This window comes from Conexibacter woesei DSM 14684, assembly GCF_000025265.1.
In the GTDB taxonomy this organism is placed as follows: Bacteria; Actinomycetota; Thermoleophilia; order Solirubrobacterales; family Solirubrobacteraceae; genus Conexibacter; species Conexibacter woesei.
On the sequence record NC_013739.1, the window covers coordinates 4,394,611 to 4,417,646 of the forward strand.

Annotated in this window: 24 protein-coding genes; 12 read left to right on the forward strand and 12 right to left on the reverse strand. The window is 71.0% G+C overall.

Going from position 1 to position 23,036, the window contains the following annotated elements; genetic code table 11:
* Nucleotides 1–2: 2 nt before the first annotated feature.
* The 10 genes from CWOE_RS20720 to CWOE_RS20765 are packed head-to-tail and all read right to left on the reverse strand — an operon-like array spanning nucleotide 3 to nucleotide 7,843.
* Nucleotides 3–1,034, reverse strand: coding sequence for an alcohol dehydrogenase catalytic domain-containing protein (locus CWOE_RS20720; protein ID WP_012935596.1), 1,032 nt, complete (start codon nucleotides 1,032–1,034; stop codon nucleotides 3–5).
* Nucleotides 1,031–1,438, reverse strand: coding sequence for a VOC family protein (locus CWOE_RS20725; protein ID WP_012935597.1), 408 nt, complete (start codon nucleotides 1,436–1,438; stop codon nucleotides 1,031–1,033). Before CWOE_RS20725 ends, CWOE_RS20720 begins: the two co-directional genes overlap by 4 nt.
* A 1-nt stretch (nucleotide 1,439) precedes the next feature.
* Nucleotides 1,440–2,174, reverse strand: a complete 735-nt coding sequence (gene pldH / locus CWOE_RS20730; RefSeq protein WP_012935598.1) for a pyridoxal 4-dehydrogenase, SDR-type — start codon at nucleotides 2,172–2,174, stop codon at nucleotides 1,440–1,442.
* Between the two features lie 16 nt (nucleotides 2,175–2,190).
* Nucleotides 2,191–2,952 (reverse strand): 4-pyridoxolactonase, encoded by a 762-nt coding sequence (gene pldA, locus CWOE_RS20735; RefSeq protein WP_012935599.1) that lies wholly within the window; start codon nucleotides 2,950–2,952, stop codon nucleotides 2,191–2,193.
* Between the two features lie 15 nt (nucleotides 2,953–2,967).
* Complete coding sequence (locus tag CWOE_RS20740; protein ID WP_012935600.1) at nucleotides 2,968–3,891, reverse strand: 3-hydroxyacyl-CoA dehydrogenase family protein; 924 nt, start codon at nucleotides 3,889–3,891, stop codon at nucleotides 2,968–2,970.
* Between the two features lie 40 nt (nucleotides 3,892–3,931).
* Nucleotides 3,932–4,654 (reverse strand): class II aldolase/adducin family protein, encoded by a 723-nt coding sequence (locus CWOE_RS20745; RefSeq protein WP_012935601.1) that lies wholly within the window; start codon nucleotides 4,652–4,654, stop codon nucleotides 3,932–3,934.
* A gap of 4 nt (nucleotides 4,655–4,658) precedes the next feature.
* A complete protein-coding gene (locus CWOE_RS31155) occupies nucleotides 4,659–5,042 on the reverse strand; it encodes a cupin domain-containing protein (RefSeq protein ID WP_012935602.1) in 384 nt (127 codons plus the stop codon).
* Nucleotides 5,030–6,034 carry an aminopeptidase gene (locus tag CWOE_RS20755; protein WP_012935603.1) on the reverse strand — a complete coding sequence of 335 codons (1,005 nt, stop codon included), beginning with the start codon at nucleotides 6,032–6,034 and terminating at the stop codon, nucleotides 5,030–5,032. Before CWOE_RS20755 ends, CWOE_RS31155 begins: the two co-directional genes overlap by 13 nt.
* A gap of 25 nt (nucleotides 6,035–6,059) precedes the next feature.
* Complete coding sequence (locus CWOE_RS31160; RefSeq protein WP_012935604.1) at nucleotides 6,060–7,121, reverse strand: LLM class flavin-dependent oxidoreductase; 1,062 nt, start codon at nucleotides 7,119–7,121, stop codon at nucleotides 6,060–6,062.
* 17 nt (nucleotides 7,122–7,138) lie between these two features.
* Entirely contained in the window at nucleotides 7,139–7,843 is a 705-nt protein-coding gene (locus CWOE_RS20765; RefSeq protein ID WP_049793349.1) for a GntR family transcriptional regulator, read from the reverse strand.
* A gap of 186 nt (nucleotides 7,844–8,029) precedes the next feature.
* On the opposite strand from CWOE_RS20765, the gene CWOE_RS20770 reads away from it, so the two are divergent.
* Genes CWOE_RS20770 through cofE form a run of 12 tightly spaced genes read left to right on the forward strand, consistent with a single transcriptional unit; the run spans nucleotide 8,030 to nucleotide 21,802 of the window.
* Nucleotides 8,030–8,815 carry an amidohydrolase family protein gene (locus tag CWOE_RS20770; RefSeq protein ID WP_012935606.1) on the forward strand — a complete coding sequence of 262 codons (786 nt, stop codon included), beginning with the start codon at nucleotides 8,030–8,032 and terminating at the stop codon, nucleotides 8,813–8,815.
* 35 nt (nucleotides 8,816–8,850) lie between these two features.
* The gene (locus CWOE_RS20775) at nucleotides 8,851–9,936 is read left to right on the forward strand and encodes a putative B6 ABC transporter substrate-binding protein (protein ID WP_012935607.1); all 1,086 of its coding nucleotides are present in this window, start codon (nucleotides 8,851–8,853) and stop codon (nucleotides 9,934–9,936) included.
* Nucleotides 9,937–9,990: 54 nt separating this feature from the next.
* A complete protein-coding gene (locus CWOE_RS20780) occupies nucleotides 9,991–11,565 on the forward strand; it encodes a putative B6 ABC transporter ATP-binding protein (protein WP_012935608.1) in 1,575 nt (524 codons plus the stop codon).
* Entirely contained in the window at nucleotides 11,562–12,710 is a 1,149-nt protein-coding gene (locus CWOE_RS20785) for a putative B6 ABC transporter permease subunit 2 (protein ID WP_012935609.1), read from the forward strand. Before CWOE_RS20780 ends, CWOE_RS20785 begins: the two co-directional genes overlap by 4 nt.
* Nucleotides 12,707–13,642, forward strand: coding sequence for an ABC transporter permease (locus tag CWOE_RS20790; protein ID WP_012935610.1), 936 nt, complete (start codon nucleotides 12,707–12,709; stop codon nucleotides 13,640–13,642). The genes CWOE_RS20785 and CWOE_RS20790 overlap by 4 nt, the downstream gene beginning before the upstream one ends.
* Nucleotides 13,639–14,826, forward strand: a complete 1,188-nt coding sequence (locus CWOE_RS20795) for a pyridoxal-phosphate-dependent aminotransferase family protein (RefSeq protein WP_012935611.1) — start codon at nucleotides 13,639–13,641, stop codon at nucleotides 14,824–14,826. Before CWOE_RS20790 ends, CWOE_RS20795 begins: the two co-directional genes overlap by 4 nt.
* On the forward strand, nucleotides 14,823–16,085 hold the full coding sequence (locus tag CWOE_RS20800; RefSeq protein ID WP_012935612.1) for a M20 family metallopeptidase: 1,263 nt from the start codon (nucleotides 14,823–14,825) through the stop codon (nucleotides 16,083–16,085). The genes CWOE_RS20795 and CWOE_RS20800 overlap by 4 nt, the downstream gene beginning before the upstream one ends.
* On the forward strand, nucleotides 16,085–18,298 hold the full coding sequence (gene cofH / locus CWOE_RS20805; protein WP_012935613.1) for a 5-amino-6-(D-ribitylamino)uracil--L-tyrosine 4-hydroxyphenyl transferase CofH: 2,214 nt from the start codon (nucleotides 16,085–16,087) through the stop codon (nucleotides 18,296–18,298). Before CWOE_RS20800 ends, cofH begins: the two co-directional genes overlap by 1 nt.
* A gap of 44 nt (nucleotides 18,299–18,342) precedes the next feature.
* Nucleotides 18,343–19,338, forward strand: a complete 996-nt coding sequence (locus tag CWOE_RS20810; RefSeq protein ID WP_012935614.1) for a TIGR03557 family F420-dependent LLM class oxidoreductase — start codon at nucleotides 18,343–18,345, stop codon at nucleotides 19,336–19,338.
* 5 nt (nucleotides 19,339–19,343) lie between these two features.
* Nucleotides 19,344–20,309 (forward strand): 2-phospho-L-lactate transferase, encoded by a 966-nt coding sequence (gene cofD / locus CWOE_RS20815; RefSeq protein WP_041730758.1) that lies wholly within the window; start codon nucleotides 19,344–19,346, stop codon nucleotides 20,307–20,309.
* 54 nt (nucleotides 20,310–20,363) lie between these two features.
* Complete coding sequence (gene cofC / locus CWOE_RS20820) at nucleotides 20,364–21,035, forward strand: 2-phospho-L-lactate guanylyltransferase (RefSeq protein WP_012935616.1); 672 nt, start codon at nucleotides 20,364–20,366, stop codon at nucleotides 21,033–21,035.
* Nucleotides 21,036–21,046: 11 nt separating this feature from the next.
* Nucleotides 21,047–21,802, forward strand: coding sequence for a coenzyme F420-0:L-glutamate ligase (cofE, locus tag CWOE_RS20825; RefSeq protein ID WP_012935617.1), 756 nt, complete (start codon nucleotides 21,047–21,049; stop codon nucleotides 21,800–21,802).
* Between the two features lie 33 nt (nucleotides 21,803–21,835).
* Here cofE and CWOE_RS20830 read toward each other — a convergent pair whose 3' ends face one another.
* Both CWOE_RS20830 and CWOE_RS20835 read right to left on the reverse strand, forming a co-directional pair.
* On the reverse strand, nucleotides 21,836–22,351 hold the full coding sequence (locus CWOE_RS20830) for a hypothetical protein (protein WP_012935618.1): 516 nt from the start codon (nucleotides 22,349–22,351) through the stop codon (nucleotides 21,836–21,838).
* A gap of 139 nt (nucleotides 22,352–22,490) precedes the next feature.
* A complete protein-coding gene (locus tag CWOE_RS20835; RefSeq protein WP_012935619.1) occupies nucleotides 22,491–23,006 on the reverse strand; it encodes a hypothetical protein in 516 nt (171 codons plus the stop codon).
* Between the last annotated feature and the right edge of the window lie 30 nt (nucleotides 23,007–23,036).

Below are 23,036 nucleotides of genomic sequence, written 5' to 3' on the forward strand. Positions count from 1 at the left end.
GCTCATGTGAGCAACACCACCTTCGTCATCTCGCGCGCGTCGAAGGCACGGTACGCCTCCGCCGCGTCGTCGATCGAGACCTGGTGCGTCAGCACCTGCGACGGTCTCATCGCGCCCGCCTCGATCGCGGCGAACAGCCGCTCGCGGTCGCGGCCGGGGTTGCCGATCGAGAACGTCAGCGTCAGCTCCTTCTCGAACATCACGGCGTTGTTGAGCGGATAGTCCGGCTCGAAGTGCGCGCCGACGACCGAGACGACGCCCTGCGCGCGGGCGAGCCCGAAGCTGGCGTCGAGCGCGGGCAGCGCGCCCGCGGCCTCGATCACGACGTCGGCGCCGAGCCCGGCGCTCGCCGCCGCGACGGCGTCGGCCGCCTCGGCCGGCGTGACCGCCTCGGCGCCAAGCCCGGCCGCCAGCCGGCGGCGCTCCTCGATCCCGTCGACGGCGATCACCTTGCGCGCGACGCCCGCGGCCGACAGCACCGCCATCAGGCCGACCGGCCCGCAGCCGAGCACGACGACGAGGTCGCCGTTGGTGACGCCGCCGCGCTGCACTCCCGCGAACGCGGTCGGCAAGATGTCGGCGACGAAGACGGCGTCCTCGCTGCTGACCGCGTCGGGGACCTTCCACAGGCAGCGGTCGGCCATCGGGATCCGCACCAGCTCCGCCTGCCCGCCCTCCAGCCGCGGGTAGACGCCGGAGTAGCCGAACAGCGAGCGCGTGTCGCACTGCGTCGCGCGGTTGGCGCGGCAGTGCGCACAGGTGCCGTCCGACGTCATCGACGTGTTGACGACGCGCTCGCCGACCGCGACCTGCGTGACCGCGTCGCCGACGTCGACGACCTCGCCGACGAACTCGTGGCCGAGGATCGTGCCGTCCTCGAAGCCCGGCGTCCAGCCGTGGAACGGCAGCAGGTCGGCGCCACAGATCGCGCTGTGCGTGACGCGCACGATCGCGTCGGTCGCGTGCTGGAGCTTGGGGTCCGGCACCTCCTCGACGCGCACGTCCTCCTTCGCGACCAGTCGCACGGCCTTCATGCCAGCTCCTCCAGCTCGATCAGGTGGCCGTCGGGATCGACGGCGAAGCAGCGCACGCCGCCCCACGGCGGCGAGAACGGCTCGGAGGCGAACTCGACGCCCTCGGCCAGCAGCGCCTCGTACGCCGCCGTGACGCTCGCCACCTCCAGCACGAGCAGCACGCGCGGCGCCGCCCGGTCGGCGGCGACCGGCGCGGTCGGCACGACGCCCGGCAGGTCCCCAGCCTCGTGTCCCTGCTCGGCGAGCGAGAGGCGGATGCCGTTGCGCGACAGGATCGCGTAGGCCGGCCCGTCGAAGCCGATCTCGAACGCGAAGCCGAGCCGCTCGACGTAGAACGCCTTCGAGCGCTCCACGTCGGCGACCGCGAGGATCACGCCGGCGCGGGTGACTTCGAGCGCCGCCATCTCAGTCGCGGATGTGGCCGGCGTCGACGACCAGCGTCTGGCCGGTGACCCAGCCCGACTCCTCGGAGGCGAGGAACGAGACGGCCGGCGCGATGTCGGCGGGGTGGCCGTGGCGCGGCAGCGCCTGCAGCGCCTGGACGAAGTCGAACGAGTCCTTGTGCGGCGTCGCGAGCGCACCCTCCGAGCGGATGATCCCGGGCGCGACCGCGTTGGACGTGATCCCGTACTTGCCCAGCTCGGTCGCCTGCACGCGCGTGAGGCCGATCACGCCGCCCTTCGCGGCGACGTACGGGCCCATGTTCGGCGTGCCGGCGAAGAACGAGTTGGAGGCGATGTTGACGATCCGGCCGTAGCCGGCCGCGCGCATCGGCTTCTCGACGGCGCGCCCGACGAGGTACGTGCCGTCGAGGTTGACGGAGACGATCTTGCGCCAGTAGGCGAAGTCGACCTCGTCCCACGGCACGAACGGCACGATCGCGGCCGCGTGCACGAGCACGTCGACTCTGCCGTGGCGCTCCAGCGTCGTGTCGACGATCTTCTGCGCGTCCGCCTCGACCGAGACGTCCGCCTGCACGGCGACGCCGCCCAGCTCCTCGGCCGCCTTCGCGGCGCCGTCGCCGTTGAGGTCGGCGACGACGACCGTCGCGCCCTCCTCGACGAGCTTGCCCGCGATCGCGCGGCCGATGCCCTGCGCTGCGCCGGTGACGATCGCGACGCGGTTGTCCAGCTTGCCCATCTCGGTCACTCCTCCGCTACGACGCCGGGTAGCTGCTCGGCGCGAGCTTGTAGGTCTCGAACTCGTCCATGTCGTGCGTGAAGAAGATCTCCGCGTCCCACGCTCTCGCGAGCGCCTTGACGCGGCGGATCGAGCGCACGCCCGCGACGGGGTTCCAATGGAACCCCGCCTGGTGGTCTCTCGCGTACGCGGCCGGCGTGTAGGAGACGTCGGCCATGAACAGCAGCGGTCTGCTCCCCTCCAGCTCGACGAGCAGCGAGTAGTGCCCGATCGAGTGGCCGGGCGTGTGGAACAGGTGCACGCCGTCGGCCAGCTCGACGTCGCCGCTCAGCAGGCTGAATCTCGCGCCGGGGTGATCCCAGCTTCTGTCCGCGTAGCCGAGCACCTCGAACGGCTCCGGCGAGCGCGCCTCGCGGATCTCGTCCTCGTGCAGGTACGTCGTCGCGTTGACGAGGTGCTTGTTGCCGCCGCAGTGGTCGAAGTGCAGGTGGGAGTTGACGACCGCGTCGACGTCGCCCGCGGCGTACCCCGCCAGCGCGAGCTGGGCGGGGATCGTCTGCTGCTCGGTCTGCTCCGGCAGCTCGAACGCCAGCTTCTCCAGCACCAGCTCTCTGTCGAAGCCCGTGTCGAACAGGATCAGCCCTTCGGGGTGCTCGATCAGCACGCTGTACACGGGGAAGCGCACCGGCGTGCCGCAGCCGACGTTCCACGTGATGTGCGACTGGTCGATCACCAGCGTGCCGCTGTCGAGCAGCCGGACCTTCGTCGCCTTGGCCATCGCTCCCGCCCTCCCCTATGCCTCGAGCACCTTGCGGACGCCGACGAGCTTGCCGGCGCGCATCGCGCCCAGCTCTCTGATCCGCTCGGGCGAGTATTCGAAGAAGCCTCTGCCGGACTTGATCCCGAGCGTGCCCGCGTCGCGCAGGTCGGTCGCCGTCTTGGAGATGCCGGCCTCGTTGGAGAGGTCCTGGTTGAGGAAGCTCGCGACCGCCGTGTAGATGTCGAGCCCGGCCATGTCGAGCAGCTGGATCGGCGGCACGACGGCGAGCTTGTAGCCGATGCCCCATCTGACGCAGAGGTCGAGCCCGGCGGCGTCGACGACGCCCTCGTCGAGCAGCGCCAGGCACTCGCGCATGATCGCGTAGAGGACGCGGTTCTCGACGAAGCCGGGGACCTCCTTCTTCAGCGTGACCGGCTCGTAGCCGATGTCGCGCGTCAGCTGCTCGGTCGCGGCGGTCACCTCGGGCGCGGTCTTCTCGCCGACGATGATCTCGTTCATCGGGATCAGCGCGGGCGGGTTGGACCAGTGCCAGCCGACGACGCGCTCCGGGTGCGTCAGCTTCTCCGCCATTCTCGTGATCGGGATGCCGGAGGTGTTCGACGCGATGATCGTGTCGTCGCGGATCAGGCCCTCCAGCTCGGCGAAGACCTGCTGCTTGAGCTCCAGCTTCTCGGGGATCGCCTCGACGACGATGTCGGCGTCCTTGACGGCGGTCGCGAGGTCGCTCTCGAAGCTCAACGAGCCGCCGCCCTTGTCGACGACCTCGAGCTTGTCGAGCACGCCGCGCGCGATCTCGGCGGTGCCTCTCGCTCTCGCGAGCGCGTCCTCGTTGACGTCGTAGAGCGTCACCTGGAGGCCGGCGCGAGCCAGCACGGCGCCCATGCCCGGTCCCATCGTGCCGGTCCCGAGGATCGCCGCCCGCTTGATCTCCGTCATCGCTCTTCCTCCGTCGTGTGATTCGTGATCGTCATTGGGTTCAGTCGCCCGCGGGCATGCCGAAGGCGTTGCCGTTGCGGCGCAGGTCGCGGACCCAGGCGTCCCAGTACTCGTCGGCGAAGCCGTCGCGGTACTTGCCCTTGTGGATCTGCTCGACCAGCTCGTCGGGGATCGGCCTCAGCGCGCCGAGCGTCGAGGCGATCGACTGCAGCTGCACGCTGCGCTCCAGCAGCACGGCGGTCAGCGTCGCCCAGGCGACGCTGCGCTCGGCGACGAGCACGCCGTGGTTGCGCAGCAGCAGCGTCGAGCCGTCGCCGAGCGCGTCGGCGACGGCGCCGCCCTGCTGCTCGTCGACGATCAGCTCGGGGACGCCGTCGAACGTCGGCAGCCCGTCGATGAAGAGCACGCCGTCGTGCGTCAGGAACTCGAAGTCGGCGTCGGTCGCGCTGAACGCGGTCGCGTACGGCGGGTGGCCGTGCACGACGCAGCGGACGTCCGGGCGCCGCCTGTACACGGCGGTGTGGAGGACCGCCTCCAGGTGCATGCCGCCGGGCGCGTCGGCCGGGTCGCCGTCGAGGTCGAACGCCAGCACGTCGGCCGGCGTGACCTCGCTCAGCGCGACGCCTCTGCGCTTGATGTACACGGTCCGATCGTCCTCGCCGCGCGCGCTGACGTGGCCCAGCGTGAGGTCCTGGTAGCCCTCGCCCGCCAGGATCCGGCACGACCACGCGACCTGCTCGATCAACCGCTCCGTGGAGGACACGGGATCAGCGACGCGCGGTCGGCGGGTAGTCGGGATGCGGGAAGCCGAACACCATCGCGACGTCCTCGTCGCAGGTGTTGACGACCGCGTGCCAGACCCCGGCGGGGATGAAGATCCCGTCGCCGGCGGCGAACGCGACCGGGTCGGCGCCGTCGAGCCGCAGCTCGCCGCTCCCGCTCAGCACGTAGGCGAACTCCTCCGTCTCGTGCTTGACGAGCGTCAGCGCGGTGCCGGGCGTGAAGACCGAGTAGCCGAGCGAGGCGACGTTGCCGCCGCCCGCCGTTCTCGCCGTCACGACCATGCGGCTCCAGCTGTCGCCGGGCAGCTCGATCTTCTCGACGCGCTCGGAGGGAACGACGGTGACGCCGAGCGCCGTCACAGGACCCACTCCCCGTCCTTGAGGATCCAGCGGCCGTCGTCGACGATCTGCATGCTGGCCTCCAGCACGACGCCGTCGAGGTGGAGTCTGGAGACGTTCTTGCCGCCCGGGTAGGCGTTGTGGTTGTCGCCGAGCGCGCAGTGGACGGTGCCGACGCGGCCCTTCTCCGACGGCGTGCCGAACGGGGCGACCTCCGAGACGCCGAAGGCGAACTCGCCGATGACGGTCGCGTTCTCGACGCCGTCGATCACGTCGCGCAGTCTCGCCGCCTCCTCGCCGCCCTCGATCTTGACGGCCTTGCCGCCCTCGACCGTCCAGGTGATGTCGTTCTCGACCTGGCCGGGAACGCCGATGCCGAGCATCACGCCGTCGACGACCCACGTGCCGACCGTCTCGGTCTCGACCGCGGCGAAGGCGACCTCGGCCCACAGCGGCAGCGGGCCCATCATCTGGCCGCGCCGCTTGATCGACGTGATCTCCAGCGCCGGGCGGTCCTTGATCGTGACGGTGAGGTCGGTGCCCTTCTTCGTCGTCACGCGCAGCTTCTCGACGCCTCTGAGCGCCTCGATCGCGTCGAGCGCGCGCTGCTGGGCGAGCAGCAGCTTCTCCTCGGTCAGGCCCCACTCGCCCATGCCCGGCTCGACGGAGGCGATCTTGGCGTTGTTGTCGCACGCCTCCTTGACGGCCGCGACGTGCGCGAAGCGGTTGGCCCACTCGAGATTGGTGATGATGATGATCTCGTCCGAATTCACCATCGCCTGGTGAAGCTGTCTCGACGGGGCCATCGGGAAGTGGGTGTCGGCGCGACCGCGGCGCACCTGCGCCTCGTTGTTGATCACGACCGGCCAGGCGCCGCGCTCGAGGCAGACCTCGTTGACGACCCGCGCGAGGTGCTCGTGCTCGTCGTCGGTGATGATCGTGACGACGTCGTCCGCCTCGACGCTCATGCAGACGTCGACGACCAGCTCGGCGTCCTTCTTGACAGCAGCTGCGTCAGCCATGGTTCTGTTCTCTCCCTCGGGGCGGCTAAGCGGTGGTGACGGAGACGCCGGCCTCGCGGAACGCGGGCAGCACCTCCTTGGAGAAGCGCTCGACCTGATCGAACTGGTCGAGGTCGCCGAAGCGGCAGATGAAGTGGCCGACGCCGCGGTCGGCGAAGTCTCTGAGCCAGGCGATGATGTCGTCGGGCGTGCCGACCGGTCCCCAGTTGGAGAGGTCCATCGCTCTCGACAGCTCGGGGTAGTACATCGAGATGTACTCGCCGATCGCGGCGTGCGCCTTCTCTCTCGTGTCCTTGATGTTCATCGTCACCTGGTAGGAGACGGTGTAGTCGTTCCAGTCGCGCCCCAGCTCCTGCGCGGCAGCGGTGAGGTAGCCGATCTGCTCGCTCAGCTCCTCCGGGTGCGCGGCGCGGCAGCAGCTCATCCAGCCGTCGCCGTACTCGATGATGCGCTTGCAGGCGCGCTTCATGATCCGCTGCATCTTCTCGGTCGGTCTGTCGCCGAGCAGGCGCGGGTTGGAGACGATCCAGATCGGCATCTCCGCCTGGACCGGCTTCAGCGGCGCCATCTCGGTGCCGGAGTGGAACTCGACCTCGTCGTAGGAGAAGTGCTCGCCCTTGAAGTTGGTCTTGCCCGTCTTGAAGAGGTCGTTGACGACCGCCAGCCCCTCCTCGAAGAGGGTCGCGCGCTCTCTGAAGGAGAGGCCGAGCGCCTCGAACTCGCGCCGCACGCCGACCTCGGCGCTGCCCATGCAGGGGCCGTAGATCATCCGCCCGCCGGAGATCACGTCGAGCGTCGCCCACTCGGCGGCGATCCACAGCGGGTTGCGCGTCGTGGAGACGAGACAGGCGGTGCCCATCCGCACCCGTCTGGTGCGCTGCGAGAGCGCGCCGAGCAGCGTCATCGCCTCGTAGCGCGGCTTGGAGAAGAGGCTGTCGCCGACCCAGATCGAGTCGAAGCCCTTCTCCTCCACGACCGTCGAGAGGTCGAGCAGCGCCGTGATGTCGTAGTCGGGCGCGATCAACGGCTCGCGGTTGTTGAGGTTGACGCCGAACTCGAGCTGCTTCGGCGTGGGTGCGTCGGCCATCCTGCTCTTCCTCTCGGTCAATCCGTGGTGTCTGGCGGGTCGGGCTCGTCGTCGAACAGGACGTCGCCTTCGGCGGAGTCGAGCACCCGCTGGGGCACCTCGATGTGCTCCTCCAGCAAGCGCGCGGCGCGCTCGGCGTCGCCCGCGTCGACCGCGGCGAGGATCGCCTGGTGCTCGGCGATCGACTGCTCCAGCCCGCCGCGCAGCTCGTGCGATGTGTTCATCAGGCGGCCCATCTGGGCCATCAGCTGGCTGTGCATCTCCTGCAGGCGGGCGTTGCCGGAGCCTTGGACGAAGACGTCGTGGAAGCGGCGGTTGACGGCGAAGAACTCGGCCACGTCGCCGCTCTGCGCGCACTCGACCATCTCGTCGCTGAGCGCGTGCAGGTGCGCGCGCCGCTCGTCGTCCAGGCGCGGGACCGCGAGCTTGACGGCGAGCGATTCGAGCGCCTCGCGCACCTGGTAAGCCTCGAGGAACTCGGTCCGCGTCAGCTTCGTCACGACGGCGCCGCGACGCGGCGTGATCGTCACGAGGCCTTCGGCGGCGAGCCGCCCGAGCGCCTCCCGCAGCGGACCGCGGCTGACGCCGAGCGATCTCGCGAAGGCGACCTCGTTGATCTCGGTTCCAGGCGCCAGGCGGTTGGCCAGGATCTCCTCGCGCAGATGAGCGAAGACCTGCTCCCAGAGGGTGCGGTTTTGAACACCAAAGCTGTTTGTCGTCATGTCAACGCTCATTGCCTCTCCGCTCCCCATCCCCTGTTCTTGCCACTGCATTGTCGCTGTTGGCTGTCTCTTGTCAACAGCCAACACGGACGCTAGCATGCGACCCATCGGCGAAGCAACACGGATTGCTCAGCCGGCGGCGAACGACTCGCCGCGATTCGGCGGAGCGACCGGGAGAGAGTCCGAATGTCTTCCAGCAGTGCCCTTCCAGCGACCGGCTACGAGCCCCGGGAGATCGTCGACGCGCACATGCACGTCGGCGACTTCCCGGAGTTCAACGTGCGCCTCGACGCGTCGGGGCTCACTGCCCTGATGCAGCACTACGGGATCGTCAGCGGGATGGTCTTCACGCCCGACAACCAGTACACGCGCACCGTCGTCGAAGAGGTCGACGGCGCGTTCGGGATGGTGTGGGCGAACCCGCACAGGCCGGGCTTCCTCGAAGAGGCGCTCGAGCTGCTCGACCACCCGCGGTTCGTCGGCGTCAAGCTGCATCCGCTGCTCGACGCGTTCCACCCGAACGACCCGGCGCTGCACCCGCTGATCGAGGAGATCGTCCGGCGTGACATGCCCGTGCTGCTGCACTGCGGGCACCCGATCTTCTCGCTGCCGTGGTCGATCGAGGAACTGGCCAGACAGTTCCCCGCGGCGAGAGTGATCCTCGGCCACATGGGCCACGGAAACATCATCTACATCAACGCCTCGATCGACGTGGCGGAGCGCAACCCCAACGTGTACCTGGAGACGTCGGGGATGCCGATGCACACGAAGATCGCCGAGGCGGTCGAGCGGGTCGGGCCCGAGAAGGTCATGTACGGGTCCGACATCCCGTTCCACGAGATCGGCGTCGAAGTCCGCAAGGTCCTGGTCTCCGGACTGGAGCCGGCGCTCGTCGAGCGGGTGCTCGCGACGAACGCGCGGAAGCTGTTCTTCGGCGACGAGCAGGCAGACGCACCCCCGGCGGCGCGATAGCGCCGCATGGTCGACCGGAGAGAGGACAGAGGAACGTGGCAATCAAGCAACTGACTACGGCGCTCGCCATCGGCGTGCTCGCGATCGGCGCCGTCGCGTGCGGCAGCGACGACGACGGCGGCAGCACCAGCTCGTCGGCCGGCGGCGCCAGCACCGCCGCCGACAACGGCGGCAGCAGCGAGGCGAAGGTCAAGAAGATCGCCTTCGCTTCACCGGAGAAGGGCAACGACTTCGGCTGGAACCAGCAGGGCGTCGAGGCGGCCAGAACGGTCGCCAGAGACATGGGCATCGAGGTCGAGATAGCGGACGGCTCGGGCTACGACAACGTCGACCCGATCCTCGGCCAGCTGTCGAACAACGGCGCGCAGCTGGTGATCGCGCACGCGAGCGGCTACAACGCCTCCGCGACCGACGTCGCGACCAGAACCGGCGTGCCGGAGCTGGGCTGGGACAACCCCGAGGGCCTGCAGCCCGACCTCGTCGGCGACGCCGAGACGGCCAGCCAGCAGGGCTCCTACCTCGCGGGCGTGCTCGCGGCGACGGTCAGCAGATCCGGGACGCTCGGGATCGTGACCTCCGCCGACGACACGAACTGGAACAAGATGTCCGGCGGCTTCATCGCCGGCGCGCGCAGCGTCAAGCCGGACATCAAGATGCTCAGCGCCCAGATCGGCCAGGCCGCCTACGCGGACGCGGCCGGCGGCAAGCGCGTCACGCAGACGCTGATCGCCGGCGGCGCCGACGTCATCTTCGGCATGGGCAACGGCTCGTCGTTCGGCATGCTGCAGGCCGTCGAGCAGGCCGGCAGAGGCGTCCAGTTCATCGACGTGATCGGCGACAAGACGTCGATCGACAGAAAGGACGTCCTGCTCTCGTCGGTGATCTGGAACTTCGCGCCGGTCTTCAGACAGGCCGTCGAGGACGTCAACGCCGGCACGTACGGCACCAGAGGTTACGAGCTCGACCTCGCCAACGGCGGCATCTCGCTGCTGAGAACCGACAAGGCGCCCGCCGACGCATGGGCCGCGGTCGACAGAGCGAGAGCCGGCATCGAGGACGGCTCGATCGAAGTTCCGCTGACCCCCAGAAAGGACGAGGTCGAGGCTCTGCTCGACCAGTAGTCCGCGAGCCGCGCGGGGCCGGTGGCCCCGCGCGGTGCAGGACTGCATCACGCCATGAGCACCTCTCAACACACCACCCCCGCCGTCGAGCTGCGCGGCATCACGAAGGCCTATCCGGGCGTCGTCGCCAACGACGACATCGACCTCGTCGTCCACGCGGGCGAGATCCACGGCCTGCTGGGCGAGAACGGCGCCGGCAAGTCGACGCTCATGAGCATCCTCTCCGGGATGGTCCAGCCCGACGCCGGCACGATCCTCGTGCAGGGCAGCGAGGTGAGGATCTCCTCCCCGCGCGCCGCCTTCGGCCTCGGCATCGGCACCGTCTACCAGCACCTGACGCTCGTCCCGACGCTGACCGTGCTCGAGAACCTGCTGCTCGGCTCGCCCGAGCGGCGACTCGACGTCGCCGGCGCCCGCGCGCGCTTCGACGAGCTGGCCGGGATGCTGGGCGCGAGAATCGACCCCGACGCCGTCGCCAGCACGCTGTCACTCGGCGAGCTGCAGCAGGTCGAGATCGTCAAGGCGCTCTGGCGCGACACGCAGGTCCTGATCCTCGACGAGCCGACCTCGATGCTGACGCCGCAGGGCGTCGCCGAGCTGCAGGCCGTGATGCAGCGCCTGAAGGCGCGCGGGATCGCGATCGTCTTCATCACCCACAAGCTGCACGAGGCGATCGACATCGGCGATCGCGTCTCGATCCTCAAGGCCGGTCGCCGCGTCGGCGGGATCGACCCCGACGAGCTGCGCTCCACCCCGCCCGAGCAGATCAGAAACCAGATCGTCGACACGATGTTCGGCGAGGGCGCCGCGCAGCTCGCCGGCGTCGCCGAGATGGAGGTGCGCGTCGAGCAGATCGACGCCGAGGCGCCCGACCGGGCGGTCTCGCGCGAGGTCTCGCTGGAGCTGCGCGAGCTGTCGGTCGACGGCGGCGAGACGGAGATGAGCGTGCACGAGGTGTCGTTCGCCGCCCACCGCGGCGAGATCCTCGGGATCGCCGGCGTCGACGGCAACGGCCAGCGCCAGCTCGCCCAGGCGATCGCCGGCCAGCGGCCGATCTCGCACGGCGACATCCTGCTCGACGGCAGATCGATCCGCCGGCTCGGCGTCCCCGCACGCCAGCGACTCGGCCTCCGCTACATCTCCGACGACCGCCTGCACGAGGGCACCGTGCGCGACATGTCGGTCGCGATGAACACCGTCCTCAAGCGGATCGGCCAGACGCCGTTCTGGCGCCGCGGAGCGATCCGCGAGCGCGAGATCGACACGTTCGCCGAAGGGCTCGTGGAGCAGTACGAGGTGCGCACGCCGAGCGTGCACACGAACATCGGCAAGCTTTCGGGAGGCAACATCCAGAAGGTCGTCCTGGCGCGCGAGCTGGCGTTCGACCCGCGGCTCGTCGTCTACAACAAGCCGACGTACGGACTCGACGTGAAGACCGCTAGCTTCGTCCGCACGCAGATCCGCGAGCAGGCCGAGCAGGGCGTCACCGCGGTCGTGATCTCGACCGAGCTGGACGAGCTGGTCGCGCTCTGCGACCGCATCGTCGTGCTGTCGAGCGGCCGCCTCACCGGCGTCGTCGAGAACGGCGCCGACGCGCACGCGCGCGTCGGGGAGCTGATGCTCGCATGAGCGCCACCGCGCAGACCTCCGCACCCGCCCCGGCCCCCGCTCCCGCCGAGGAGTCCCGCGCGCGCGGGCTGCTCGCACGCCTGGAGCCGGTCGGGCAGGCGATCGTGCCGGTCGTGCTGTCGATCGTCGCGAGCGGCATCCTGCTCGCGATCCTCGGCCGCAACCCGTTCGACTTCTACGAGGCGATCGTCCACAACGGCCTGCTGACCGACTTCGGCCTTCAGCAGAGCATCGTCCGCGTGGCGACGCTGCTGCTGATCGCCGCCGGGCTGATCGTCGCCTTCCGCGCGAACCTCTGGAACCTCGGCGGCGACGGCCAGTGGCTGCTCGCGGCCGCGTGCGTCGCCGGCATCGCGCCGTCGGTCGTCGACTCGCTCGGCACGACCGTCGGGCTGACGCTGATGGTGCTGTTCGGCGCCTGCGTCGGCGCCGCCTGGACGATCATCCCGGCGTTCCTGAAGGCCGTCTACGGCGTCAACGAGATCATCACGACGCTGATGATGAACTTCATCGGCATCGGGCTCGCGAACATGCTCGTGAAGGGCCCGTTCCTGACTGACCTGCCGGGCGTCCCCCGCACCGACATCCTCGCGCTGCCCGACCGGCTGCCGGCGATCGGCGACACGCAGGTCCACATCGGGATCGTGATAGCGCTCGTCGTGATGCTCGCGCTGCACTACACGATGACGCGCACGCCGCTCGGCCTGCGCCTGCGCGTGCTCGGCGCCAACCCCAGAGCCGCCGTCCACCTCGGGCTGCGCCCGACGCGCCTGACGTTCATCGCGTTCGCCGCCTCCGGCGCGCTGATCGGGATGAGCGGCGCGGTCTCGATGCTCGGCGACTGGGGCTCGTTCCGCGCCGACTTCAACCCCGCCTACGGCTTCCTGATGGTCCCGCTCGTCTTCCTCGCGCGCTTCAACGCGCTCGGGACGATCGCGTTCGTCGGGCTGTTCGCGATGATCCAGATCGGCGGCGACACCGCGACCCGCCAGGCCGATCTGCCGACCGACTTCATCCTCGTGCTCGTCGGCCTGCTGCTGTTCTTCATGACGATCACGGAGTTCTTCCGCATCCGCCGTCAGCAGCGCTCGGCGTTCGTGCCGAAGGGCCTCGCCAAGCGCATCCGCAGAGAGGGCTCCGCATGAGCGACCTGTTCACAGAGCCCGTCCTGACCGCGCTCGTCGCCGGCGCGCTGCTGGCGATGATGCCGATCATGTTCGCCGCGCTCGGCGAGTCGATCTCCGAGCAGGCCGGCGTCCTGAACGTCGGCCTCGAAGGGATGATGCTGTTCGGCGCCTACGCCGGCTTCAACGGCGCCTACTACCTCGACTCCTCCTGGCTCGGCCTGCTCGCCGGCGGGCTCGGCGGGATGCTCGCCTCGCTCGTGATGGTCGTGCTGTGCGTGCGCATGAAACTCGACCAGATCGTCGTCGGCGTCGCGCTGTTCCTGTTCGCCGAGGGCGTCACCAGCCTGCTGCACGGCGCCCAGTTCGGCAACGAGTACCCGCGCATCGACGGGATCGGCGAGGTCGAGGTGCCGCTGCTGCACTCGATCCCCGTCGTCGGCGAGAGCGTCTTCAGACAGCACCCGATCGTCTACGTCGGGATCGCCGCCGTCTTCGGCGTGCGCTGGATGCTGAAGCGGACGTCGTTCGGCCTCAGCCTGCGCGCCGCCGGCGAGACGCCCGCCGCGCTCGACGCCGCCGGCGTCGACGTCACCCGCACGCGCACGATCGCCGTGCTCGCCTGCGGCGCGCTCGCCGGCATCGGCGGCGGCTACCTGTCGATCGTCGCGGCGGGAACGTTCACGCCGCTGATGACGCAGGGTGCCGGCTTCATCGCGATCGTGCTGGCGATGCTCGCCCGCGGCAAGGTGCTGTGGGTGATCGCGATGGCCTTCCTGTTCGGCATCTCGCTGTCGATCTCGACCGCGCTCCAGCTCGCCGGCATCAAGGTCTCGACCGACGTGATCCAGATGCTGCCGTACATCAGCGTGATCGCCGTCCTGCTGCTGTTCGCGCGGCGCTCCTACCTGCCGTCCGCGCTTGCGCTGCCCTACTTCCGAGGAGAACGATGAACGCCCCCGAATTCACGCTGACCGCCGGCCCGACGATGGCCTCGGACCGCGTCCGCGCCGCGCTCGGCTCGCCGGTCCTGTTCGACTACGACCCCGTCTTCCTGGAGCGCTTCAACGACCTCGAGCGCAAGCTCGGCGTCCTGCTGCACACCGAGAAGGACGTCGTCCTGATGCAGGGCGAGGCGGTCCTGGGGCTGGAGGCGGTCGCGCGCGGGCTGACGACGAGGGGCACGAAGTGGCTCAACCTCGTCTCCGGCGTCTACGCGTCGTGGTTCGGCGACGACCTGCGCGCGCTCGGCGCCGAGGTGGTCACGTACGAGGTGCCGTTCGACGAGGCGCTCGACCCCGAGCAGGTGCGGCGGCTGCTGGCCGAGCACCCCGACGTCGAGCGCGTCTCGCTCGTCCACTCCGAGACGCCGTCCGGGATCGAGAACCCGCTGCGCGAGATCGGCGAGGTCGTGCACGCGCACGGCGCGCTGCTCGTCGCCGACGTCGTCTCCGCGTTCGGCGGCTGCGAGGTGCGTGTCGACGACTGGCACGTCGACCTCTGCGTCGCCGGCCCGCAGAAGTGCCTCGCCGGCCCTCCCGGGATGTCGCTCGTCGTCGTCGGCCCGCGCGCGTGGGCCGCGATGGAGGCGAACCCGGACGCGCCGCGCGGCTCGTTCCTGTCGCTGCTGGACTGGAAGACGCGCTGGGTCGACAGCGACCGCACCGCGTTCCTCTTCACCCCGTCGGTCTCCGACGTCAACGGCGTCGCCGCCGCGGTCGACGAGCTGATCGACTCCGGCGGGATCGACGCCGCGATCGCCCGCCACGAGCTGGCCGGCCGCGCGACGCGCGCGGGCGTGAAGGCGCTCGGGCTGGAGCTGTGGGCGAAGGACGAGCGCTACGCCGCGAACTGCGTCACCGCGGTCCGCTGTCCGGAGGGCGTGACGACCGCGCAGGTGCTCGCGCACGTGCGCGAGCACTACGGCGTGATGCTGTCGAAGGGCTACGGCGTGCTCGCGACGAGACTGTTCCGTCTGGGACACATGGGTCCCGCCGCCAGATCGCTCTACCCGCTCGTCGCGGTCACCGCGCTCGGGCAGGGCCTCGCCGACCTCGGCGTCGAGGTCGACGTCGGCGCCGGCGCCGCGGCCGTCGCCGCGACGATCTCCGCCGGCCGCGCAGCGGTGGTCTCATGACCGCCGCGGCCGCGTCGGCGGGATCGGCGTCCGCCGGTCCGACGGGCGCGGGATCGGCGCCAGCCGAACCCGCGACGGAATCGGCGCCAGCCGCTTCCACGAGCCCGATCGTCGCCGGTCCCGACGCGGCCGTCCTCGCTCACGAGCTGCGCGCCGGCGCGGCCGCTGTCCGCGACGAGCTGGTCGCGCTGCTGCTCGCGCTCGCGCGCGTCGACGCGCCCAGCGGCGGCGAGCCCGACGCGCTCAGGCACGCCGAGGCGCAGCTCGTCGCCGAGCTGCTCGACCTCGGCGCCGAGGTGACGCGCCACGCCACTGGCGCCGGCGCGGTGCTGGAGGCGACGCTCGGTCCCGCCGCCGGCGAGCCGGTGCTCGTGCTCTGCCACTACGACACGGTCTGGCCGGCGGGGACCGCCGCCGCCCGCCCGCCGCGCGAGCGCGACGGCCGCGTCCACGGGCCCGGCACGTACGACATGCGCGGCGGGATCGTCGCCGCGCTCGGCGCGGCACGGCTGCTCGGGCCGCAGCTGCGACGGCCGCTGCGCTTCCTCTTCACGCCCGACGAGGAGACCGGCAGCGCCGCCTCCCGCGAGCTGATCGTGCGCTTCGGCTCAGACGCCGCGGCGGTCCTGGTGACCGAGCCGCCGCTGCCCGGCGGCGCGCTCAAGACCGCGCGCAAGGGCTGGGCGACCTACCGCCTGGAGACCGCGGGCCGGTCCGCGCACGCGGGGATCGAGCCCGAGCGCGGCATCAGCGCGATCGAGGAGCTGGTCGACGCGCTCGTCGCCGTGCGCGCGCTCGCCGACCCCGCCGCCGGCACGACGATCAACGTCGGCGTGATCGAGGGCGGATGCCTCCCGAACGTCGTCCCCGACCATGCCGCCGCGACGCTCGACGTGCGCGCGAGAACGGCTGCCGAGCAGGAGCGCGTCAACCGCGCGCTCGCCGCCCTCGCGCCCGTGCGCGCGGGCGCGTCGGTGACCGTGACGCATCAGCACGGCCGTCCGCCGATGGAGCGCACGCCGCAGATCGCCGCCGCGGCGACCCGCGCGCGGGAGCTGGCGGTGCTGCTCGACGTCTCGCTCGGCGAGGGGCCGGTCGGCGGCACGAGCGACGCGAACTTCCTCGCCCCGCTCGGCGTCCCGGTGCTCGACGGCCTCGGCCCCGACGGCCAGGGCGCGCACGCCGAGGACGAGCAGGTCTCGATCGACTCGCTGGTCGAGCGTACGGCGCTGATCGCGCTGCTCATCGCCGCACTCTGATGAGCCGCCGCATCACGTTCAGCCGGAACCTGACGCTGTCGCTGTCGCGCACGTGCGTGTCGCACTGCAAGTACTGCGCGTTCGCGACGCATCAGCCGCACCTGCACGCGCCCGACGCCGTCGAGCGGCTGCTCGACAGAGCCGCGCGGCGCAACGTGAAGGAGCTGCTGGTGCTGACCGGCGACGACCCCGGCTACCACCCGGGCGTGCGCGAGAAGCTGGCCGCGTTCGGCTTTGCGAGCTTCGTCGACTACGCCGCGTGGGTCTGCGAGCGGGCGCTGGAGCGCGGGCTGCTGCCGCACACGAACCTCGGCGCGCTCGACCGCGACGAGCTGGCGAAGCTGCGCGAGGTGACCGCCTCGCAGGGGCTGATGCTGGAGTCGACCCGCCCCGACCTCGTCGCCCACCAGGGTTCGCCGACGAAGGACCCCGCGCTGCGGCTGGCGACGATCCGTGCGGCCGGCGAGCTGAGAATCCCGTACACGAGTGGGATCCTCGTCGGCATCGGCGAGACCCGGCAGGACCGCCTCGACGCGCTCGCCGCGCTGGCCGAGCTGCACCGCGAGCACGGTCACCTCCAGGAGATCATCCTCCAGAACTTCGTCCCCCACCGCCGCTACTACGGTGAGGAGCCGGCCGACGTCGCGGACGAGGCCGCTGCCGCCTACTGGCGGACGGGCCTCGGCACCCACCCCTCCCTGCCGCTGCCCGCGTGGGCGTGCGAGGTCACCGTCGCGGACATGCGCGAGCTGGTCGCCGAGACGAGACGGCTGATGCCGGGCGTGGGGATCCAGATCCCGCCGAATCTCGCCGATTGGTGGGACGAGCTGATCGCGGCGGGTGCGACCGACCTCGGCGGCCTCTCCGCGAACGGCGATCACATCTCTCCCGAGCATCCGTTCCCCTCTCCCCTCCAGGTCCGCAAGAGATTGCAGCGCGACGGCCTCGCGCTCACCGAGCGGCTGTGCGTCTATCCGCAGTACATCGACGCGGACTGGTTGGACCAGGGCGTCATGGACGTGATCAAGGCGAAGTACTGGAGCTTCATCCCCCGCCGCGGCTCCGGCCGCACCGAGGCGCCGTTCGCGATCCAAAGAGAGCTGGTCGGTCCCGCTGTTGCGAAGGCCCGCGACGGCGCCGCGCTGAACGAGCGCGAGCTGACCGCGTTGTTCGCCGAGACCCGGCCGGAAGCGGTCGAGGAGATCCGGGTCGCGGCGGATGAGTTGCGTGCGGAGTTGGCGGGCGATCTCGTCACATTCGTGGTGAACCGCAACATCAACATCTCCAACGTCTGCATCGTCGGGTGTGCGTTCTGCGGCTTCGGGCAGGGGAAGCGTTCGCCCGACGCCTACGAGCACGACGAACCCGACTTCGTCCGCCGCATCCACGACGCGCTCGACTACGGCGCCACCGAGCTGTGCATCCAGTCGGGCATCCACCCCGACTGGGACTTCGACGAGTATCTGCGGTGGTTGCGGGTCGCGAAGCGGACCGCGCCGGACATCCATCTGCATGCGTACAGCCCGATGGAGATCGCGCACATGCAGGACATCTCCGGGCTGCCGCTCCCCGAGGTCTTCGCACGGTTGCGCGACGCCGGCCTCGGGTCGACGCCCGGCACCGCCGCCGAGGTTCTGCACGACGGTGTGCGTGAGCGGATCAGCCCGAACAAGCTGCCCGTCGCTCGCTGGGTCGAGATCATCGAAGCGTCCCATGCGGCTGGGCTGCGCTCCACGTCGACCGTCATGTTCGGCCACATCGAAGAACCGTGGGAGTTGGCCGAGCACATGCGCGTCATCCGCCAGCTCCAAGAACGCACCGGCGGCATCACCGAGTTCGTTCCGCTCTCCTTCATCCCCTTCCAGACCCTCCTCGGCCGCACGCACGGCGTCGAGGAGATCAGCCGCGAAGAGAACCTCAAACACACCGCCGTGTTCCGTCTCGCACTCGGGCGTTCTATTCCCAACGTCCAAGCCTCATGGGTCAAATTGGGTCTCGACACAGCAACCGAGGCGTTGCAGTGGGGTGTGAACGACCTCGGCGGTACGTTGATGGAAGAATCGATCAGCCGCCTGGCAGGAAGCCAACACGGCACCAAGCTCGACCCCGAACAGCTGATCGCGGCCGCACACGCGGCCGACCGCCCCGCCGCCGAACGCACCACGCTCTACGACATCCGCCACCGCCACGAGCTGACCGCCACGGCGCGGTGAGCAGCAGGCCCCGGCCCCTTCCCCACCGACCCCACGAGGAACGCATGCGCTACGGATACAAGGCATCGGCCGAGCAGTTCGGCTCACGACGGCTCGCCGACCTCTCGTTCGAAGCCGAGCGCCTGGGCCTCGACACGATCACCGTCTCCGACCACTTCCAGCCGTGGCGCCACCACGGCGGCCACGCGCCGAACGCGCTGACCTGGCTCGGCGCCGCCGCGCAGGGCCTGCAGGGCGCGATGCTCGGCACGAGCGTGCTGACGCCGACGATGCGCTACCACCCGTCGATCGTCGCGCAGGCGTTCGCGACCGCCGCGCAGCTGTCGCGCGGCCCCGTCTTCCTCGGGATCGGCACCGGCGAGGCGATGAACGAGGTCCCCGCGACCGGGATGGAGTGGCCGGGCGGCAAGGAGCGGCGGCTGCGGATGTCCGAGTCGATCGACCTGATCCGCCGGCTGTGGACGGAGGAGCGCGTCGACTTCGAGGGCGACTACTACAGAACGGTGCGCGCGACGATCTACGAGCGGCCCGAGCAGGCGATCCCGATCTACGTCGCCGCCGCCGGCCCGCTCGCGGCCAGACTCGTCGGCCGCAAGGCGGACGGCTTCATCTGCACGAGCGGCAAGAAGATGGAGCTGTACGAGACGCTGCTCGCGAACATCGAGGCCGGCGCCGCCGAGACCGGGCGTGACGTCTCGAGACTGCCGAAGATGATCGAGATCAAGGTCTCCTACGACACCGACCTCGAGACCGCCGAGAGAGCGTGCTACTGGTGGGGCGCGCTCGCGCTGACGCCGGAGGAGAAGCAGAGCACCGAGGACCCGCTCGAGCTGGAGCGCCTCGCCGACCAGCACCCTGAGCGCGCGAGAAGCCGCTTCATCGTGTCGACCGACCCCGACGAGGTCGTCGAGCGGATCGCGCCGTACGTCGAGCTGGGCTTCGACGAGCTGGTCTTCCACGGACCCGGCGAGGACCAGGAGCGCTTCCTGACCCTCTTCACGCGCGACGTCCTCCCCCGCCTGCGCAGCCGCTTCGGGTGAGTGCCGTGGGCCCCGTCGTCCTGCTCGCCGGCGGCACCGGCGGGGCGAAGCTCGCGGCGGGGCTGGCCGGCGCGCTCGGCACCACCGCGGACGCACCCGACGAGCTGGTCGTCGTCGCCAACACCGGCGACGACGTCGAGCTGTACGGCGCGCACGTCTCGCCCGACCCCGACCTGATCGCGTTCCACCTCGCCGAGCGCATCGACGCGCGCGGCTGGGGGCTCGACGGCGACACCTTCCACGTGATGGACGGCCTGCGCGAGCTGGGCGTCGAGGTCTGGTTCAACCTCGGCGACCGCGACCTCGCGTATGGGATCGAGCGCGCCCGCCGGCTCGCCGCCGGCGACCGCCTGACCGACGCGATCGGCGACCTCGCGCGCGCGCTGCGCGTGCCCGCGCGCGTCCTGCCGATGTCGGACGAGCCGGTCCGCTCGCGCGTGCGCGCGCAGGGCCGCGCGTGGGAGTTCCAGGAGTTCATGATCGTCGGCAGAGGGGCGGGACCGGTCGAGGGGCTCGAGTTCCGCGGCGTCGAGGACGCGCGCCCGACGCCCGAGGTGCTCGACGCGATCGCGGCCGCCCGCGCGATCGTGATCGGGCCGTCCAACCCGCTGCTGTCGATCGGCCCGATCCTCGCGCTGCCGGGGATGCGCGAGGCGCTGCGGGCCACCGCCGCCCCGGTCGTCGCCGTCAGCCCGATCGTCGGCGGCGCCGTGCTGAAGGGCCCGACGGCCGCGTTCCTGGAGTGGGCGGGCCAGCCCGTCTCCGCAGCTGGCGTGACGGCGCTCTACGGCGACGTGCTCGACGGGATCGTCTGCGACGAGCCGCTCGACCCGCCGGTCGGCGGCTCGCCGGACGGCTCGCCGGAGGCCGCGATCCCAGTCCACACGGCCGATCTGCTCATGTCCGACGGCGCTGACCGCAGACGTCTGGCAGGCGAGACGCTCGCCTTCGCGGCCGTGCTCGCGGGCTGAGCTGCCTACACCGCTGATTGGTCGATTGGCCCGAAGGGTTACCGTTCTCCGCCGATGTCCACCTTTGCGATCCTGCCGGTGAAGCGATTCGAGGGCGCCAAGGGCCGCCTCGCGGGCGGCCTGGCCGCTGGTCCCCGCCGTGCCCTGGCCGAGGCGATGTACGTCGACGTGCTGACCGCGCTGCGGCGCACGCAGGGCGTCGACAGAGTCCTCGTGCTGACCGCCGACCCCGGCGCCCAGCGCGTCGCCGAGGGCTACGACGCGATCCCGCTCGACGATCCGGCCGAGGCCGGCCAGAACAGAGCCGTGATGCGCGGCGTCGCGCACGCGCGCGAGCTGGGCGCGACACGCGTCCTCTGCCTCTCCGGCGACACGCCGATGCTCGACCCCGCCGACCTCGACGCGCTGCTCGGCCGGCCGCGCACGGCGGACCGCTACGTCGTGATCGTGCCCGACCGCCACGGCGAGGGCACCAACGGCCTGCTGCTGTGCCCGCCTGACGGGATGAAGCCGAGCTACGGCGTCGACAGCTGCGCCAGGCACAAGGCGCTCGCCGAGGAGGCCGGGCTCGCGGTCGAGATCGCGGAGATCCCGTCGGTCGCGCTCGACGTCGACACGCCCGACGACCTCGACGCGCTCAGGGAGCTGATCGCGTCGCGCCGCGGCGGCGCCGCGCACACGCGCGGGATGCTGAACCAGCTGCTGCGGACGAACCCCAAGAACTGAAGGATCTTGGAGTGATCACCGCTGCTGCGGTCGCAGGGCTGCCGGAGATCGGCGCCGGCGACGACCTCGGAGAGCTGATCGCGGCGCGGCTGCCGTCCGCGCCCGCCGACGGCGACGTGCTCGTGATCGCCCACAAGGCGATCTCGAAGGCCGAGGGCCGCGTGCGCAGGCTCGCCGAGGTGACGCCATCGCCGCGCGCGGTCGCGCTCGCCGCCGAGCAGGGCGGCAAGGACCCGCGCCACGTGCAGGTCGTGCTCGACGAGACGCGCGAGCTGCTGCGCGCAGAGCGCGGCGTGCTGGTCTGCGTCACGCACCACGGCTTCGTCTGCGCGAACGCCGGCGTCGACGCGTCCAACTCGCCCGCGGGCGAGCCCGAGACGCTGATCCTGCTGCCGCGCGATCCCGACGCCTCGGCGCGCGCGCTGCGCGCGCGGTTGAACGAGCTGACCGGCGTGCGCCACGGCGTCGTCGTGACCGACTCGTTCGGGCGCGCATGGCGCCACGGCCAGGTCGACGTCGCGATCGGCGTCGCCGGCGTCGCGCCGCTGCAGGACTGGCGCGGCAAGACCGACAGCGTCGGACGCGAGCTGCGCGCGACCTGGATCGCCGTCGCCGACCAGCTCGCCGGCGCTGCCGACCTCGCGCGCGGCAAGGACTCGCGCGAGCCGGCCGTCGTCGTGCGCGGGCTGGCGCAGCACGTCGCCGACGACGACGGCCCCGGGGCGCAGGAGCTGCTGCGCCCCGCGGCCGAAGACCTCTTCCGCTAGCGCCCCGCGCGGGGCGCCAGCCGGACGAGGAGGCTAGCGGCAGACGACGCTGGCGCGGACCGTCTTGCGCGCCTTGGCCGTCACCGTCACCGAGCACGCTCTGCGGTTGTTCGCACGCAGCGTGTAGCTGCCCTTGACGACCTTGAACGTGACGCGCTTGCCGCGCCGGACGTCGAGCACGTCGACCGTGCGGCCGCGGCTGTCGAGCAGCGCGAGGCGCCCCTTCGCGAACGCCCCGCGGGAGCTGCGTCTGATGCCCGCGACGATCGTCGCGTTGGAGCGGCGCAGCTGCGCCTTGACCGCGTCGTAGCAGTTCGTGTACTCGGCGAGGTCGCCTCTGATGCGCCGAAGCGCCTGTCTGAGGACGCGCGCGCTGTAGCGGCGCTTGAGCGCGCCGGTGTCGCTGCGAGCGCAGTCCTTCACGACCGTGACGGCCGTCGGGGCCTTGGCTGCGGCTCTGCCGCGGGCACTTGCCGGCGCGACCGCGACGAGCGCGACGAGAACGGCGGTGAGGACGGTTGCGGTGCCGGCGGCGAGAAGACGATGCATGGGCGTGGAACTCCCCCTTGCGGGTCGTGGATGGTGGGTCCACCTCCTTGCAACGCGGGTGCGCCAGGCGAGTTGCGCCGTTTCGCCCGGCGTCCCTCGGACCGCAACCGCAGCCCGCCCTCCCGCCCGCCCGCCGTCCTCAGCGGCGACAGACGAGGCTCGACACGCTCGTCCGCCACTCGCTCGCGCGGACCGTGCGGCTGCAGCGGCGCTCGCCGTTCGCGCGCAGCGTGTACTGCCCGGGCACGACGCGGAAGCGGGCCAGCTCGCCGCGCTCGACCTCCAGCACGTCGACCTTGCGCCCGCGCTGGTCGAGCAGCGCGATCCGGCCGGCGACGAGACGGCCGCGGGCGCTTCTGCGCAGCCCGGCGACGATCGTCCCGTCCGCACGCGAGATCTGGCGGCGGATCGCGTCGATGCAGCCGGTGTACTCGGCGACGTCGCGGGGCATGTCGCGCAGCGCGACGCGCAGGACGCGGACGCTGTAGCGGTGCTGGAGCCGCCCGCTGTGGCTCGTCGCGCAGTCGTAGAGGACGCGCGCCGTCAGGTTCTCGTCGACGTGCCCCTGCGTGGAGGGACGGCCGGAGCCGGCCGCGACGGCGACCAGCGACAGCAGTGCGATCGACGCCGCGACCGCGGCGATGAGACGTTTCATGTGCTTCCCCTGTTCGGTCTGTGGGAGTGG